Annotated in this window: 11 protein-coding genes; 6 read left to right on the top strand and 5 right to left on the bottom strand. The window is 64.6% G+C overall.

Going from position 1 to position 13,984, the window contains the following annotated elements; genetic code table 11:
* Positions 1 to 36: 36 nt before the first annotated feature.
* Together cysE and AB3X94_RS02120 are read right to left on the bottom strand one after the other, a co-directional pair.
* Positions 37 to 879 carry a serine O-acetyltransferase gene (gene cysE / locus AB3X94_RS02125; RefSeq protein WP_176108240.1) on the bottom strand — a complete coding sequence of 281 codons (843 nt, stop codon included), beginning with the start codon at positions 877 to 879 and terminating at the stop codon, positions 37 to 39.
* Positions 880 to 1,140: 261 nt separating this feature from the next.
* Complete coding sequence (locus tag AB3X94_RS02120; protein WP_368610681.1) at positions 1,141 to 1,971, bottom strand: RNA methyltransferase; 831 nt, start codon at positions 1,969 to 1,971, stop codon at positions 1,141 to 1,143.
* Positions 1,972 to 2,305: 334 nt separating this feature from the next.
* On the opposite strand from AB3X94_RS02120, the gene AB3X94_RS02115 reads away from it, so the two are divergent.
* The 4 genes from AB3X94_RS02115 (at position 2,306) to AB3X94_RS02100 (ending at position 8,819) form a co-directional block, all read left to right on the top strand.
* Positions 2,306 to 3,109, top strand: a complete 804-nt coding sequence (locus tag AB3X94_RS02115; RefSeq protein ID WP_176108238.1) for an inositol monophosphatase family protein — start codon at positions 2,306 to 2,308, stop codon at positions 3,107 to 3,109.
* 214 nt (positions 3,110 to 3,323) lie between these two features.
* Positions 3,324 to 4,622 (top strand): lysophospholipid transporter LplT, encoded by a 1,299-nt coding sequence (gene lplT, locus AB3X94_RS02110; protein WP_368610680.1) that lies wholly within the window; start codon positions 3,324 to 3,326, stop codon positions 4,620 to 4,622.
* 107 nt (positions 4,623 to 4,729) lie between these two features.
* Positions 4,730 to 7,417, top strand: coding sequence for a DNA mismatch repair protein MutS (gene mutS, locus AB3X94_RS02105; RefSeq protein WP_368610679.1), 2,688 nt, complete (start codon positions 4,730 to 4,732; stop codon positions 7,415 to 7,417).
* On the top strand, positions 7,404 to 8,819 hold the full coding sequence (locus AB3X94_RS02100; protein ID WP_368610780.1) for a hypothetical protein: 1,416 nt from the start codon (positions 7,404 to 7,406) through the stop codon (positions 8,817 to 8,819). The genes mutS and AB3X94_RS02100 overlap by 14 nt, the downstream gene beginning before the upstream one ends.
* On the opposite strand, the gene AB3X94_RS02095 is transcribed toward AB3X94_RS02100, so the two are convergent.
* Positions 8,799 to 9,341, bottom strand: coding sequence for a peptidylprolyl isomerase (locus AB3X94_RS02095; RefSeq protein ID WP_129959440.1), 543 nt, complete (start codon positions 9,339 to 9,341; stop codon positions 8,799 to 8,801). The genes AB3X94_RS02100 and AB3X94_RS02095 overlap by 21 nt on opposite strands.
* Before the next feature lie 32 nt (positions 9,342 to 9,373).
* On the opposite strand from AB3X94_RS02095, the gene AB3X94_RS02090 reads away from it, so the two are divergent.
* Complete coding sequence (locus tag AB3X94_RS02090) at positions 9,374 to 10,627, top strand: cupin domain-containing protein (RefSeq protein WP_176108235.1); 1,254 nt, start codon at positions 9,374 to 9,376, stop codon at positions 10,625 to 10,627.
* A gap of 231 nt (positions 10,628 to 10,858) precedes the next feature.
* Positions 10,859 to 11,107, top strand: coding sequence for a hypothetical protein (locus tag AB3X94_RS02085; RefSeq protein ID WP_035491217.1), 249 nt, complete (start codon positions 10,859 to 10,861; stop codon positions 11,105 to 11,107).
* Between the two features lie 201 nt (positions 11,108 to 11,308).
* Here AB3X94_RS02085 and AB3X94_RS02080 read toward each other — a convergent pair whose 3' ends face one another.
* Both AB3X94_RS02080 and AB3X94_RS02075 read right to left on the bottom strand, forming a co-directional pair.
* The gene (locus AB3X94_RS02080; protein WP_176108234.1) at positions 11,309 to 13,561 is read right to left on the bottom strand and encodes an ATP-dependent DNA helicase; all 2,253 of its coding nucleotides are present in this window, start codon (positions 13,559 to 13,561) and stop codon (positions 11,309 to 11,311) included.
* A 64-nt stretch (positions 13,562 to 13,625) separates the two neighbouring features.
* Positions 13,626 to 13,844, bottom strand: coding sequence for a DUF465 domain-containing protein (locus AB3X94_RS02075; RefSeq protein WP_013089766.1), 219 nt, complete (start codon positions 13,842 to 13,844; stop codon positions 13,626 to 13,628).
* Between the last annotated feature and the right edge of the window lie 140 nt (positions 13,845 to 13,984).

The raw sequence follows: 13,984 nt of genomic DNA, 5'->3' as shown, positions 1-13,984 counted from the left end.
TACGGCGTGCGCTTCGCGCTGTCGAAGCGCCGATACCTAGTGCTCCGCCGCCACCCCTTCCACCTTCCCCGCGATCGCCGCCGATAGGCGCCGCAGATCGAGCAACGCCGCATCCGCGCCTTGCAGCCCTTCGAGGCTCGTGCCGAGCCGCTCGAGCGCATCGACGATTTCATCGATACGCCGCGCCTGGGTAGCCGCATGATCGATCAGACCGTGAATCGCGAGCGAAACCGGATCGTCCGCATTGGGCGTGATGCCGTAGGCGCAAAACGCGCTGATTTCGCTGCCACGCTTCGCGTCACGCGCGGCGTTGTCCGCATTCGTGTTCGCACCCTTGGCGCCGTTCGCATCCGCGGCGACCGACGCCGGTACGATGATCCGCGCCGGATTGCCGACCGCCGTGCCACGCGCCGGTACCGGCTTCGTCACCACCGCGTTCGAGCCGATCTTCGCGTCCGCGCCGATCGTGAATCCGCCGAGCACCTTCGCGCCCGCCCCGACGATCACACCACGCTCGAGCGTCGGATGCCGCTTCGCGCCGCGCGTGAGCGACGTGCCACCGAGGGTCACGCCCTGGTAGATCGTGCAGTCGTCGCCGATCTGCGCGGTCTCGCCGATCACGACGCCCATGCCGTGATCGATGAACACGCGCCGCCCGACGGTCGCGCCCGGATGGATCTCGATGCCGGTCATGAAGCGCGCCATCTGCGACACGAAACGCGCGAGCCAGCGGCGCTTCGCGCGCCAGCACGCGTGCGCGATCCGATGCAGCACGAGCGCGTGCAGCCCCGGATAACACGTGAGCACTTCCCATGCGCTGCGGGCGGCGGGGTCGCGCTCCCGGATCGTGGCGATGTCTTCGCGAAGTCTCGTAAACATGGCTGGGACTGTGTTGTTTTGGGGGAAAAGAAAAACCGTCTGCGTGGGCGGGTCCGCGCGCTTAGTGCTCGCGCGGGCTTGTGCATTTCGCGCCGCATGTGACGGCATGCCTGCCGCTTAGCACGGCGGCAGCTTTGCTTCTAACGTTTCGTGGATTGTAGGGCGATTGCGCGAAACCTGCCGGAAGTCCCCGTCACCTGCAAGGTTGTCGTCAGATGAACGCGGCGCAACAGGTGCGCCGCGACGGGCCGTCAACGAGCGTCAGCCGGTCCGCCCGGTCTTGAGCAGGATGTGCTTGGCGATGCCGCGCACGATATTGACCTCTTCGCGCTCGAGGCCCGAGCGCGCGAAGAGCCGCCGCAGCCGTGACATCAGCTTCTTCGGATTGGCCGGATCGAGAAACTCGAGCGCGACCAGCGCGCTTTCCAGATGCGCGAACATGCTCTCGATCTCGTCGCTCGCTGCCATCTGCGCGCGCGTACCGGCGGATTCGGCCGGCGCTACGCGTGCCCCTGCGGCGGGCGCACCGTCGGTCGCTTCATCGGCGCCGAGATACGCGGTGCGCAGCTCGTAGGCGAGCACCTGCACCGCCTGCGCGAGATTGAGCGAGCTGTAGGCCGGATTGGCCGGAATATGCGCGATGGCGCTGCATCGCTCGACGTCCTCGTTCGACAAACCCGTGCGCTCGTTGCCGAACACCAGCGCGATCTCGCCGTGCATCGCCTCTGCGTGCGCGGCGGCGGCAGCCGCACGCGGCGTCCATTGCGGCGGACCGTATTCGCGCAGCCGCGCGGTCAGCGCGATCGACCAGTGCACGCCGGTCAGCGCATCGGCAAGCGACGGCACCACGTGCACGGAGGCGAGCACGTCGTCCGCGCCGCTCGCCATCGCGATCGCTTCGGGATCGTTCTGCACGTTCGGCACGCGCGGCGACACGAGCACGAGCCGCGAAAAGCCCATGGTTTTCAGCGCGCGCGCCGCGGCGCCGACATTGCCCGGATGGCTGGGCTCGACCAGCACGAAACGCGTCGACGTGAAGCCGCCGCGCAAATCGGCCACGGCGGGGTCGGAGGAATGGTGGGTGTGATCCACGATGAAACTCGGCTGGCTAGAACTCAAGACGCGTATGGTAGCGCCAACGGGCGCCCGTGCGGCACATCCGCTCCACGTTAGCGAGCACCTGCGCGAGGGCGGCCGGACTCAGGTAAAATACCGCTTTTCGCGTCCGGCGCCGACGTTTGCTGAAGCCTTCGTCGAACCGGCCGCACCGTTCTTATTCAATTCGTCTCCGTCGACGGAATGCGCTCCGGCTGGATAGCCGGCTGCCGTTCCGTGCTGTTTTTGCGTCGTTGCGGCGCCCGTCAGCGCAGGTTTCGCGCTTATTTACCGGCCGGCAGCCGTGCTGCCCCGGCACAAGGATCAGTTTATGCATCCCATGCTCAATATCGCTGTGAAGGCCGCGCGCCGCGCAGCTCAGATCATCAACCGCGCATCGCTCGATCTCGACCTGATTCAGGTCAGCAAAAAGCAGCACAACGATTTCGTCACGGAGGTCGACAAAGCGTCCGAAGCGGCGATCATCGAAACGCTGAAGACCGCCTATCCCGATCACGCCATCCTCGCCGAAGAATCGGGCAAGTCGAACGACGATTCCGAATACCAGTGGATCATCGATCCGCTCGACGGCACCACCAACTTCATCCACGGCTTCCCGTACTACTGCGTGTCGATCGCGCTCGCGCACAAGGGCATCGTCACGCAAGCCGTCGTCTACGACCCGACCCGCAACGATCTGTTCACCGCATCGCGTGGCCGTGGCGCGTTCCTCAACGATCGCCGCATCCGCGTCGCCAAGCGTGACCGCCTCGCCGACTGCCTGATCGGCACCGGCTTCCCGTTCCGCGCGCAGGACAGCCTCGAATCGTACGGCCGCCAGTTCGCCGAGATGACGCAAGCTTGCGCGGGCCTGCGCCGCCCGGGCGCCGCCGCGCTCGATCTGGCCAACGTCGCGGCCGGACGCATGGACGGCTTCTTCGAGCAGGGCCTGAACGCATGGGACGTCGCAGCGGGCAGCCTGCTGATCACCGAAGCCGGCGGTCTGGTCGGCAACTACACCGGTGATTCGGATTTCCTGCACGTCGGCGAAGTCGTCGCGGGCAATCCGAAGGTCTACGCGCAGATGATCCCGATTCTGTCGCGCTACAGCCGCACGCGTCAGCAGTCGGCGTAAGGTGCACCGCCGTGGCCGGTCCGCGGCCACGGATTACAGTTGTGCGGAAAAGCGGCTTCGGCCGCTTTTTTGTTGGCGGCGCTGCGGCGCGTGCGCGGCGTCGCGCCAAAAAGCCGCGGTGACTCGGGACGGGACTCGGCCGGGACCGTTCTGTGCTCCATACCGCTTTGACCCTGTCCGACTTTCACCCCGGGCGCAGCCTCCAACCGGCCCCATGAAAAAAGGCTTCCATACGATCATCGCGGCGCAGTTCATTTCGTCGCTGGCCGACAATGCGCTGTTGATCGCAGCCATCGCGCTGCTTTCCGTGATGCGCTCTGCCGCGTGGGTTACGCCGCTCTTGCAGATCTTCTTCACGATCTCGTACGTGCTGCTCGCGCCCTTTGTCGGCGCGTTCGCCGATTCGATGCAAAAGCGCCACGTGATGTTCATCTCCAACGCGCTGAAGGCGAGCGGTTGCATGATGATGATCCTCGGCGTTCATCCGATGATCGCCTACGGCGTGGTCGGCTTCGGCGCGGCCGCGTATTCGCCCGCCAAGTACGGCATCCTCACCGAGCTGCTGCCCGCCGAAAAGCTCGTGCGCGCAAACGCGTGGCTCGAATCGGCGACGGTGCTGTCGACGATCGTCGGCACGATGCTCGGTGGCGCGCTGATCAGCACCGTCGTCGAGCATTTCGTCACGCGCATGCATCTGCCGCTGATGCACTCCGCCGCCGATCTCGCGATGTCCGCGGTCATGCTCACCTACGCGATCGCCGCCGCAATCAATATCTTCATTCCGGATACCGGCGCGCGCTATCCGAACCGGCTGACCGAGCCGAGCAAGCTGCTCGGCGATTTCCATCACTGCTTCCGCGTGCTGTGGGCCGACAAGCTCGCGCAGATCGCGCTGTGGGTGACCACGCTGATGTGGGGCGCCGCGGTGACGATGCAGCTGCTGGTGCTCAAATGGGCGAACGTGAACCTCGGGCTGTCGTTGTCGAAAGCCGCGGTGATGCAGGGCGTGACCGGCGCCGGTATCGCGATCGGCGCGGCGGGTGCGGCCGCGCTGATTCCGTTGCGACACTCGCTGAAGGTTTTGCCGGTCGGCGTGCTCACAGGTGCCGTGGCGATCGCGATGGCCTTCTACAACAAGAACCTGTTCCCGCCGGGCGCGGGCCTGCGCTTCGGCACGCACGTCGCGCCCTACTACATTCTGCTGGCCTATCCGCTGATGATCGTGCTCGGCGGGCTGTCGGGCTTTTTCATCGTGCCGATGAACGCGGTCCTGCAGCATCGCGGCGCGACGCTGCTTTCGGCCGGTCACTCGATCGCCGTGCAGAATTTCAACCAGAACCTCGCGGTGCTGCTGATGCTCGGCGTGTACACGCTGCTGCTCACGGCAAAGATGCCCGCGCAGTGGATCATCGTCGTGTTCGGCAGCTTCATTACGCTGCTGATGTGGCTCGCGAAACGCCGCAGCGCCACCAACGAACGCAGAGTGGACATGCGGGCGATGATCGAGGAATGAACGCATCCGGCTCCCGGGTTGGGCATCGTCCGTTCGGCCAGGGTCCGCTCGTCGCGCCGGCGGGTTAAACTCACGCCCTGAGCATCTACCGCAAAAAGACACGAAGGATGGGCATTCAAACCGCAGCGGCCAACGACGTCGCACAACACACGCCGATGATGCAGCAGTACCTGCGCATCAAGGCGGAGCATCCGGGCACGCTGGTGTTCTACCGGATGGGCGACTTCTACGAACTCTTTTTCGACGACGCGGAAAAAGCCGCGCGTCTGCTCGACCTGACGCTCACGCAGCGCGGCGCATCGGCAGGCAATCCGATCAAGATGGCCGGCGTGCCGCATCACTCGGTCGAACAATATCTGGCCAAGCTCGTGAAGCTCGGCGAATCGGTCGCGATCTGCGAACAGATCGGCGACCCGGCCACCTCGAAAGGCCCGGTCGAGCGCAAGGTCATGCGCGTGGTCACGCCCGGCACGCTGACCGACGCCGCGCTGCTGTCCGACAAGAGCGACGTCTATCTGCTCGCGCTGTGCGTCGCGCACAATCGCCGCGGCGTCGCGACGAGCGTCGGTCTCGCATGGCTCAATCTCGCGAGCGGTGCGCTGCGGCTCGCCGAAGTCGTGCCCGATCAGGTCGCCGCCGCGCTGGAGCGCATCCGTCCCGCGGAAATTCTGGTCGCCGATGCCGCCGCCGACTCGACCAGCTGGACACCGCCTGTCAATGCCAGCGCGCTCAAGCGCGTGCCGGCCTGGCACTTCGATATCACGTCGGGCACGAAGCGCCTGTGCGATCAGCTCGAAGTCGCGAGCCTCGACGGCTTCGGCGCGCATTCGCTCGGCTGCGCGTGCGGCGCGGCCGGCGCGTTGCTGCTGTATGCGGCGTCTACGCAAGGCCAGCAGCTGCGTCACGTGCGCAGCCTGAAGGTCGAATCCGAATCCGAATACATCGGCCTCGATCCGGCCACGCGCCGCAACCTCGAACTCACGGAGACACTGCGCGGCACCGAATCGCCAACGCTGTGCTCGCTGCTCGACACCTGCTGCACGACAATGGGCAGCCGCCTGCTGCGTCACTGGCTGCATCATCCGCCGCGCGATTCGGCGGTGGCGCAAACCCGCCAGCAGGCGATCGGCGCGTTGCTCGACGCACCGCCAAGCGCCGATCTCGATACGTTGCGCAGCGCATTGCGGCAGATTTCCGACATCGAACGGATCACCGGACGTCTCGCGTTGCTGTCGGCGCGACCGCGCGATCTGTCGAGCCTGCGCGATACCTTCATCGCGCTGCCTGCTTTGCGCGCGCAGCTCGCGGCGGTGGCAGCGAACGCGGATTCGCTCGCGCGCATCGACGCGGCGCTCGAACCGCCGCACGCGTGCGTCGATTTGCTGAAGCTCGCGGTCGCGCAGGAGCCGGCCGCGATGGTGCGCGATGGCGGCGTGATCGCGCGTGGCTATGACGCCGAGCTCGACGAACTGCGCGATATTTCGGAGAACTGCGGACAGTTCCTGATCGATCTCGAAACACGCGAACGCGCACGCACCGGCATCAACAATCTGCGCGTCGAGTACAACAAGGTGCATGGCTTCTATATCGAAGTCACGCGCGGCCAGACCGACAAGGTGCCCGACGACTATCGCCGTCGGCAGACGCTGAAGAACGCCGAGCGCTACATCACGCCCGAGCTGAAAACCTTCGAGGACAAAGCGCTGTCCGCTCAGGAACGCGCGCTCGCGCGCGAACGCGCGCTGTACGACGCGTTGCTGCAAGCGTTGCTGCCGTTCATTCCCGACTGTCAGCGCGTCGCGCTCGCGCTTGCCGAACTCGATCTGCTGGCCGCGTTCGGCGAACGGGCTCGCGCGCTCGACTGGGTTGCGCCGACGTTCTCGGCGAACGCCGGCATCGACATCGAGCAGGGGCGGCATCCGGTGGTCGAGGCGCAGGTCGAGCAGTTCATCGCCAACGACTGCACGCTCGCGACCGAGCGCAAGCTGCTGTTGATCACCGGTCCGAACATGGGCGGTAAGTCGACTTTCATGCGCCAGACCGCATTGATCGCGCTGCTCGCATATGTTGGCAGCTACGTGCCGGCGCGGCGCGCGGCCTTCGGACCGATCGACCGTATCTTCACGCGCATCGGCGCGGCCGACGACCTCGCCGGCGGCCGCTCGACCTTCATGGTCGAGATGACCGAAGCCGCCGCGATCCTCAACGACGCGACGCCGCAAAGCCTCGTGCTGATGGACGAGATCGGTCGCGGCACATCGACGTTCGACGGCCTCGCGCTCGCGTGGGCAATCGCGCGTCACCTGCTATCCCACAACGGCTGCTACACGCTGTTTGCGACGCACTATTTCGAGCTGACGCAACTGCCCGCGGAGTTTCCGCACGCAGCCAACGTGCATCTGTCGGCGGTCGAGCATGGGCACGGCATCGTGTTCCTGCATGCTGTCAACGAAGGACCGGCCAATCAGAGCTACGGTCTGCAGGTCGCGCAACTCGCCGGCGTACCCAACGCGGTGATTCGCGCGGCGCGCAAGCATCTCGCGCATCTGGAACAGCAATCGGCCGCGCAGCCCGCGCCGCAACTCGATCTGTTTGCGACGCAGCCTGCCATCCTCGCCGAAGATGCGGACGACGACCTCGAGGCGGCGGGCGACGCAACGCCTGCGTCGCCCGCGATTCAGACGCTCGTCGAGCGTCTGCGCGTCATTGATCCGAACGATCTGCGGCCGCGCGAAGCGCTCGATCTGCTGTACGAGCTGCATGAACTGGCCGTCGCGCCGGATGCGGACCACTGACATGCGCAGACGCCCGCCGCGACCGCGAGGGATTCGCGCGGCGCTGCGTCACGTGCTCGCACCGGCAGGGGGCATCGTCGTGCTCGCAATGGTGTGCGCTTGGGGCGCGCCGGCGCACGCCGAGGCCTCGCGCTTCGGATTCGCGGTGATTTCCGGCACGATGCACAGCCCCGCCGACGAAGCCGCCACGCAACGGTTGCTCGATGCGATCGGCCGCGAGCGCGACGTGCGCTTCATCGTCTACGACGGCAATCTGAAGGGCCCGAAGGAAGTTTGTCGCGACGCGTTGTTCGAGCGCCGTCAGGCCTTGCTCGACAGCTCGCGCACTGCCCTCTTCTTTATCCCCGGCCAGCACGACTGGGCCGATTGCGGCACGGCGGAAGCCGGCGGCTTCGATCCAGTCGAACGGCTCGACCAGTTGCGTCAAACGCTGTTCGCCGATCCGACCTCGATGGGACAGAACCCGATCGCGTTGACACGCGAGAGCGAGGTATCGCGCTTCCGTCCATTTCGCGAAAACGTGCGCTGGGTGGTCAACGAAAAAGCGAATACCAAAGGCGGCGACGTCGTCTTCATCGGTTTGAACGCGCCGGGTCCGAACAATCACTACCTGAGCGCGGGCGGCCGCAACGGCGAGTTCGAAGATCGCGTGATCGCCAATGCATTCTGGCTGGAGCACGCGGCCGAATACGCGAAGCGCCGCGACGCGCGCGCGATGGTCGTATTCATTCAGGGTGATTTCGACCCGGAGCGCTATGAGCGACCCGAACGGTTCGCCTGGCTGCACTTTGCTCACAGTCCGCGCCGCGACGGCTTTCTCGAATTCAAGCGCAGTCTGGTCAAGCTCGCGCAGATTTTCCCCGGACCCGTGGTCGTCGTTCATGCAGACGACGAACGGCAGGCCGGTGCTTTCGTCATCGATCAGCCGCTACGCAACGACAAGGGGATGGTCGTGACGAACCTCACGCGCATTGCGCTCGCGCCGCGTGATCGTCTCAACCAATGGATTCAGATAGAAGCGGACTTCGCCTGGAAGCCGCCGTTCAGAGTCAGCGTGCGCGACGTGCCGAAGCAGATGCCGCTGCCCACCACGCCGCCGGTCTTGCCACCCGTATCGCCGCGTGACGAATCCGGCGCGTCGATGCCGGCTGCACCAGAGATGCCGAATGTGGAAGGGTTCGGGCCGGGGTCAGAATTGCCGCCCGTATTGCAGACACCTGGAGAGTCGCAGGACCAGCAGCCGCACATCCCGTCCGACCAGGGCGGCGGCGACTACGGGCCCGCGATCTCGATGCCGCCGGGGTCGATACTGCCAGCCTCGCCGGCGTTGCCGGCATCGGTGCCGCCTGCCCCCGCGACGACACCTCGCACGCCCGCAAGCTCAGTGCAGGGTCGGTTTTGAGTTATCTTCTTCGTCCTCGTCTTCGTCGTCGTCGAGGACTTCGAGGCCGTCCGCGCCATGCGCGTGTTCGTGCTGGATTTCGTCTTCAGTTGCCGGACGCACGTCCTTGACGGTCAACGCGAAACGCAGCGCCATGCCGGCGAGCGGATGGTTGCCGTCGAGCACGACCTTGTCTTCGGCGACGTCGGTCACCACGTAGACCAGCGCATCGATTTCCTCGTCGCCATCTTCCGGGGTGCCTTCGAACTGCATGCCGACTTCAAGAGGTTCCGGGAAGCGATCGCGCGGCTCGATCTTCACAAGCTCGGGATCGTATTCGCCGAACGCGTCTTGCGGTTCGAGCTGGATCTGGGTTTCGAAGCCAGCCTCGTGGCCGTCGAGCTCTTCCTCGATCTTGGGGAACGTGCCATCATAGCCGCCGTGAAGATAGACCATCGGCTCTTCGCTTTCCTCGATCAGATTGCCTTGCGCATCCGACAGCTTGTACGCGACCGACACGACGGTGTTCTTTGCGATTTTCATTCGATTCTCCAGAATACAACTCACATTATACGATGCCCAGGCGGCCCACTCATCTCCCGGCCGATGCACATTCGGCAAGCAATTCGCCGTCTGCTGCAAAGCCGGCCACGCAGCCCATTCTTCCGCCCTCGCCCGACATTCCGACCGCACTGCTCGGCCATCTGAGCCCCTCGCAATTCATGCGCCGCTATTGGCAGAAAAAGCCATTGCTGATCCGTCAGGCGATTCCGGACGTCGAAGCGCCGCTGTCGCGCGACGAATTGTTCGAGCTGGCCGATCAGGACGACGTCGAAGCGCGCCTGATCACGCACTTCCGCAACAAATGGCAGCTGGAGCACGGCCCGTTTGCGCCCGACGAACTGCCGTCCGTCAAACAGCGCGCGTGGACACTGCTCGTGCAGGGCGTGGACCTGCATGACGATCGCGCCCGCGCGTTGCTCGACCGTTTCCGCTTTGTGCCGGACGCGCGTCTCGACGACCTGATGATTTCGTATGCGACCGATGGCGGCGGCGTCGGTCCGCACTTCGATTCCTACGATGTGTTTCTTTTGCAAGTAAAAGGCAAGCGCCGCTGGCGTATTAGCGCGCAAAAAGACCTGACACTGCAGCCTGGCTTGCCGTTGAAAGTTTTACAGCATTTCGAGCACGATGAAGAGTGGGTGCTCGAGCCCGGCGACATGTTGTATCTGCCGCCGCACATCGCGCACGATGGCATCGCCGAGGGCGAATGCATGACCTGTTCGATTGGTTTTCGCGCCCCGTCCGAGACAGAGCTGACCGCGCAGTTCCTGTACCACCTGGCCGAGCGTGGAGAGGCCACCCGCAAGGCCGGCACCCTCTACAGCGATCCACGGCAGGCCGCCGTCGAGCGGCCGGCCGAACTGCCCGCGGCGCTCGTCGAACGGGTGGGCGCGATGCTTGCTAAAGTGCGATGGAATGAGCAGGACATTGCGTCGTTCCTCGGTACGTACCTCAGCGAACCGAAGCCGAGTGTCGTCTTTGATCCGCCGCAACGGCCGCTCAACGAAGCCCGTTTCATCGGCGTCGCATCGAAATCCGGTCTACGGCTCGATCGCAAGACTAACCTGTTGTATGAACGTCGTTTTTTCTTCGTAAATGGAGAAGAAATGACGTGGAACGGTGCGAAAAGATGGCTGTTTGATCTCGCGAATCAGAGGTCCATGAGTGCGAAACGCTTTGTAACACTATCGCACGATTCATCTGTGACATCCCTGCTACACGAGTGGTATCGTGCGGGCTGGATACAGGTGGGCGAGCTTGCGTAACTCTGCCCACGTGCTATACCGTACAGTGAAATTTTGTATGAGAAAGACAACGTATTGACCCCGGATTTATCGACTGTCAGTACGAAAGTGCATATAATTTCCGCCCAAGCCGTAGGGAAGATTCCAGCTCTCGAAAGAGCATCTCCACCAGCGGCCCAGGTCGGTGTTGGAGCACATTACCGGTTTTATTTTGCGCTGTTGCTTACCTTTAAACCATAAAAGGACGTGATCATGAAGAAATCCCTCCTCGTAGCATCCCTGTTGGCAGCTGTGGCACTCGCTGCATGCAATAAGAGCGAACAAGCCGCTGCTCCGTCAGATGCTGCGTCCGCGCCTGCTGCCGCGTCCCCGGCAGAAGCAGCATCGCCGGCAGTCGCAGCATCCCCGGCAGAAGCAGCATCGCCCGCAGAAGCAGCATCCCCGGCTGAAGCAGCATCGCCGGCAGTCGCAGCATCGCCGGCTGCAGGCGCAAGCCAGTAAGCTGCGCTTGCTCGACGTTGCGACGGCTCCCGTCGCAGCTAACGTCGATGCGGGAGGCTGCTCAAACCGGCAGCCCCCGGCAAGCAGCATTAAAAAAGCCACGAATGCAAATTCGTGGCTTTTTTGTTTGCGATGCACCGCGCACGCGGCACACGTCGTTGGGTCGCTGCGTCACCCGAACGCAGCAACCGATCAAGATATTCAACCGCGTTCGACCGGTTCCTCGAAGAACTCCCGGACCACCTCTATCTCGCGGGTGCGTTTGAAGGGCGGCAGACTCTGCCAGATACGGCGGCCATACGGTTTATCGACGAGACGCGTATCGCAGATCATCAGCACGCCACGATCCGTCTCCGCGCGAATCAGTCGGCCCGCGCCCTGCTTCAGCGTGATCACGGCTTGCGGCAGCTGATGCACGGCGAACGGACTCAAGCCCTTCTTCGTCAGTGCGTCGAGCCGCGCGGCCAGCACGGGATCGTCTGGCGGCGCAAACGGCAGCTTGTCGATCACGACCAGCGACAGCGCGTCGCCGCGCACGTCCACGCCTTCCCAGAAGCTCTGACTGCCGACCAGAATCGCATTGCCGTACGCGCGAAAGCGATCGAGCAGTTCGGTGCGGCTCGCATCGCCCTGCACCAGCAGCGGATAGTCCCAGCCGCGCGACTCGATCGCGTCGCGCAGCTTCGCCGAGATACGGTCCACCGCGCGTAGCGTGGTGCACAGCATGAAGACGCCGCCACCCGATGCTTCGATCGCGGGCAATGCCGCATCGAACACGGCATCGGTGAACATCGGCGACGACGGCTGCGGCAGATTTCGCGGCACGTACAGAAGCCCTTGCGACGGATAGTCGAACGGGCTCGGCAAGGTCATCGAGCGCTTCGAGTTCAAGCCCATCTGCGCCGCGTAATGCGTGAAGTCGCCCCGCACCGACAGCGTCGCCGATGTGAAGATCCACGCGCGCGGCACGCCGGCGCGCTGCTTCGCGAAAATCGGCGCGACCGACAACGGCGTTTCGTGCAACTGCACCGTGTGCGAGAACACCTCGATCCAGCGGACCTTTTCGTTCGGATCGGTGCGCTCGGCACCTGCGTCGCCTTCGCGTGTCGCAACCGCGTCGCGTTCCGCGCTCGTGGGCGGCGTGGTCCAGCCGCTCAGCACGTCCTGCAGCTCGCGCGCGCGACGCAGACACGCGCCCAGCGATTCGGCTCGCTCGGCCTGCCCCGCCAGCGCCGAGGCCAATGCGTCGAGCTCGGCTTCGAGCGTGTCGAGCGCGGGGAATAGCGGATGATCGTCGGGCAACTGGCCGATCGACAGACGCACCGTGTCTTCCTTGAATGCGAGCCGCACGTCGCGCGCGGCGCGCTCGAGCGTCGCGCCGAGCTTGACCCAGTCAACCGCATCGCGTGCGTGACCGAGCCCCTCGGCCACCGAATCGCGCGCGAGCTCGAGGAACTGCGCGGTCGATAGCGTTTCGCCGAAAAACAGCGTGGCGGTTTCGGGCAGTTGGTGCGCTTCGTCGAAGATGACCGTGTTCGCAGTCGGCAGCAACTCCGCCATACCAGTATCGCGCAGCATGATGTCGGCGAAAAACAGATGGTGGTTGACCACCACGATATCGGCCTGCTGCGCTTCGCGGCGCGCCTGCATCACGAAGCAGTCCTTGTAGTGCGGACACTCCTGGCCGAGACAGTTGTCGCGCGTCGAGGTGACCATCGACCACACTTGCGCGGTCTCCGGCACGCTCGCCAGTTCGGCCTTGTCGCCGGTGCGCGTGATCTTCGCGAAGCGCACGATGTCCTGCAGATACGAGGTTTCCTGGCGCGACGGCAGACGGCCGTTGTCCGCGGTGCGTTGCAGGTAGTAATGGCACAGATAGTTCGCGCGGCCCTTCAGCATCGCGACCGACACCGGCACCGCGAGCGCGTCGCGCACGGTCGGAATGTCGCGCTGGAACAGCTGATCCTGCAGATGCTTGGTGCCGGTCGAGACGATCACCTTGCCGCCCCACAGCATGGCCGGCACGAGGTACGCATAGGTCTTGCCGGTGCCGGTTCCGGCTTCGACGATCAGCGTGTTCTCACCCGCATCGACACCGTCGGCTTCGGCGTTGCTGTCGGTCGACTCAGAGGCGGCCTCAGCGCCCGTCTGCTGCAGGCGCCGTGCCGGGCGCTTCTGCGCCTCGAACATCACGGGCTCGGGCATCGCGCGACCCGACGCCTCCATCGCCGCGGCAACCGCGCGCGCCATTTCGATCTGCGACGCACGGGGCCGATAACCGTCGATCTGCCGCGCGAGCAGACCGTTGTCGGCGAAGATGTCGTCGAGCTCGCTCGCGCGGCGCCGACTCAGCGACACACCTGGCACCGGTGCTGCCGCACGCGGCGAGGGCGTGCCCGAAGCAGATGCGTTGTCCGGCGCGGCCCGGGATGAAGTGTCATGCGATGAATTCAAGGCAAGCGTTCCTGCTAAGTCCGGCTCGCGCGCTGCGCGCCCCAGCACCTGCCAGGCCGCGAACTCAGGCGCGCGCGTCCGGTTCGAGCTGCAATTGCAGCAAGATGATGGTGTCCTTGACTTTGAGTTTGCGCTTTTTCAGGCGCTGCAACTCAAAGTCGTCGATGCCGGGTTCATCCGACATCCGGTCGATCAACCGGTCGAGTCCACTATGCTCCGATTCCAGTTGCAGAATGCGGTCGCGAAGTGTGTTTGCGTCGATGACGTGATGACGATCGCGCATGCTCGCCTCCTCTGGTCGGCGGCACCAACCGCGTGCGCGCGGTCCGATGCCTGAGGTTGCTGTCCGGCTCAAAACGCATTACGGCGACTACGGCGGCCGTGGCCACGACCGCCACGGCTCACTCTACGGCACTGCCACTA

This window comes from Paraburkholderia sp. BR10923 (genome assembly GCF_040948765.1).
Classification (GTDB): domain Bacteria; phylum Pseudomonadota; class Gammaproteobacteria; order Burkholderiales; family Burkholderiaceae; genus Paraburkholderia; species Paraburkholderia youngii.
The sequence above is the reverse complement of the archived record's forward strand: the minus strand, read 5'-3'. Positions and strand labels throughout refer to the sequence as shown.

What these genes read in the sequence shown, in the direction of transcription:
- lplT (WP_368610680.1), top strand. Translation starts at nt 3,324, where the DNA reads ATGAAAAAAGGCTTCCATACGATCATCGCGGCGCAGTTCATTTCGTCG.
- AB3X94_RS02115 (WP_176108238.1), top strand. Translation starts at nt 2,306, where the DNA reads ATGCATCCCATGCTCAATATCGCTGTGAAGGCCGCGCGCCGCGCAGCT.
- cysE (WP_176108240.1), bottom strand. Translation starts at nt 879, where the DNA reads ATGTTTACGAGACTTCGCGAAGACATCGCCACGATCCGGGAGCGCGAC.
- AB3X94_RS02085 (WP_035491217.1), top strand. Translation starts at nt 10,859, where the DNA reads ATGAAGAAATCCCTCCTCGTAGCATCCCTGTTGGCAGCTGTGGCACTC.
- AB3X94_RS02075 (WP_013089766.1), bottom strand. Translation starts at nt 13,844, where the DNA reads ATGCGCGATCGTCATCACGTCATCGACGCAAACACACTTCGCGACCGC.
- AB3X94_RS02090 (WP_176108235.1), top strand. Translation starts at nt 9,374, where the DNA reads ATGCCCAGGCGGCCCACTCATCTCCCGGCCGATGCACATTCGGCAAGC.
- mutS (WP_368610679.1), top strand. Translation starts at nt 4,730, where the DNA reads ATGGGCATTCAAACCGCAGCGGCCAACGACGTCGCACAACACACGCCG.
- AB3X94_RS02100 (WP_368610780.1), top strand. Translation starts at nt 7,404, where the DNA reads ATGCGGACCACTGACATGCGCAGACGCCCGCCGCGACCGCGAGGGATT.
- AB3X94_RS02095 (WP_129959440.1), bottom strand. Translation starts at nt 9,341, where the DNA reads ATGAAAATCGCAAAGAACACCGTCGTGTCGGTCGCGTACAAGCTGTCG.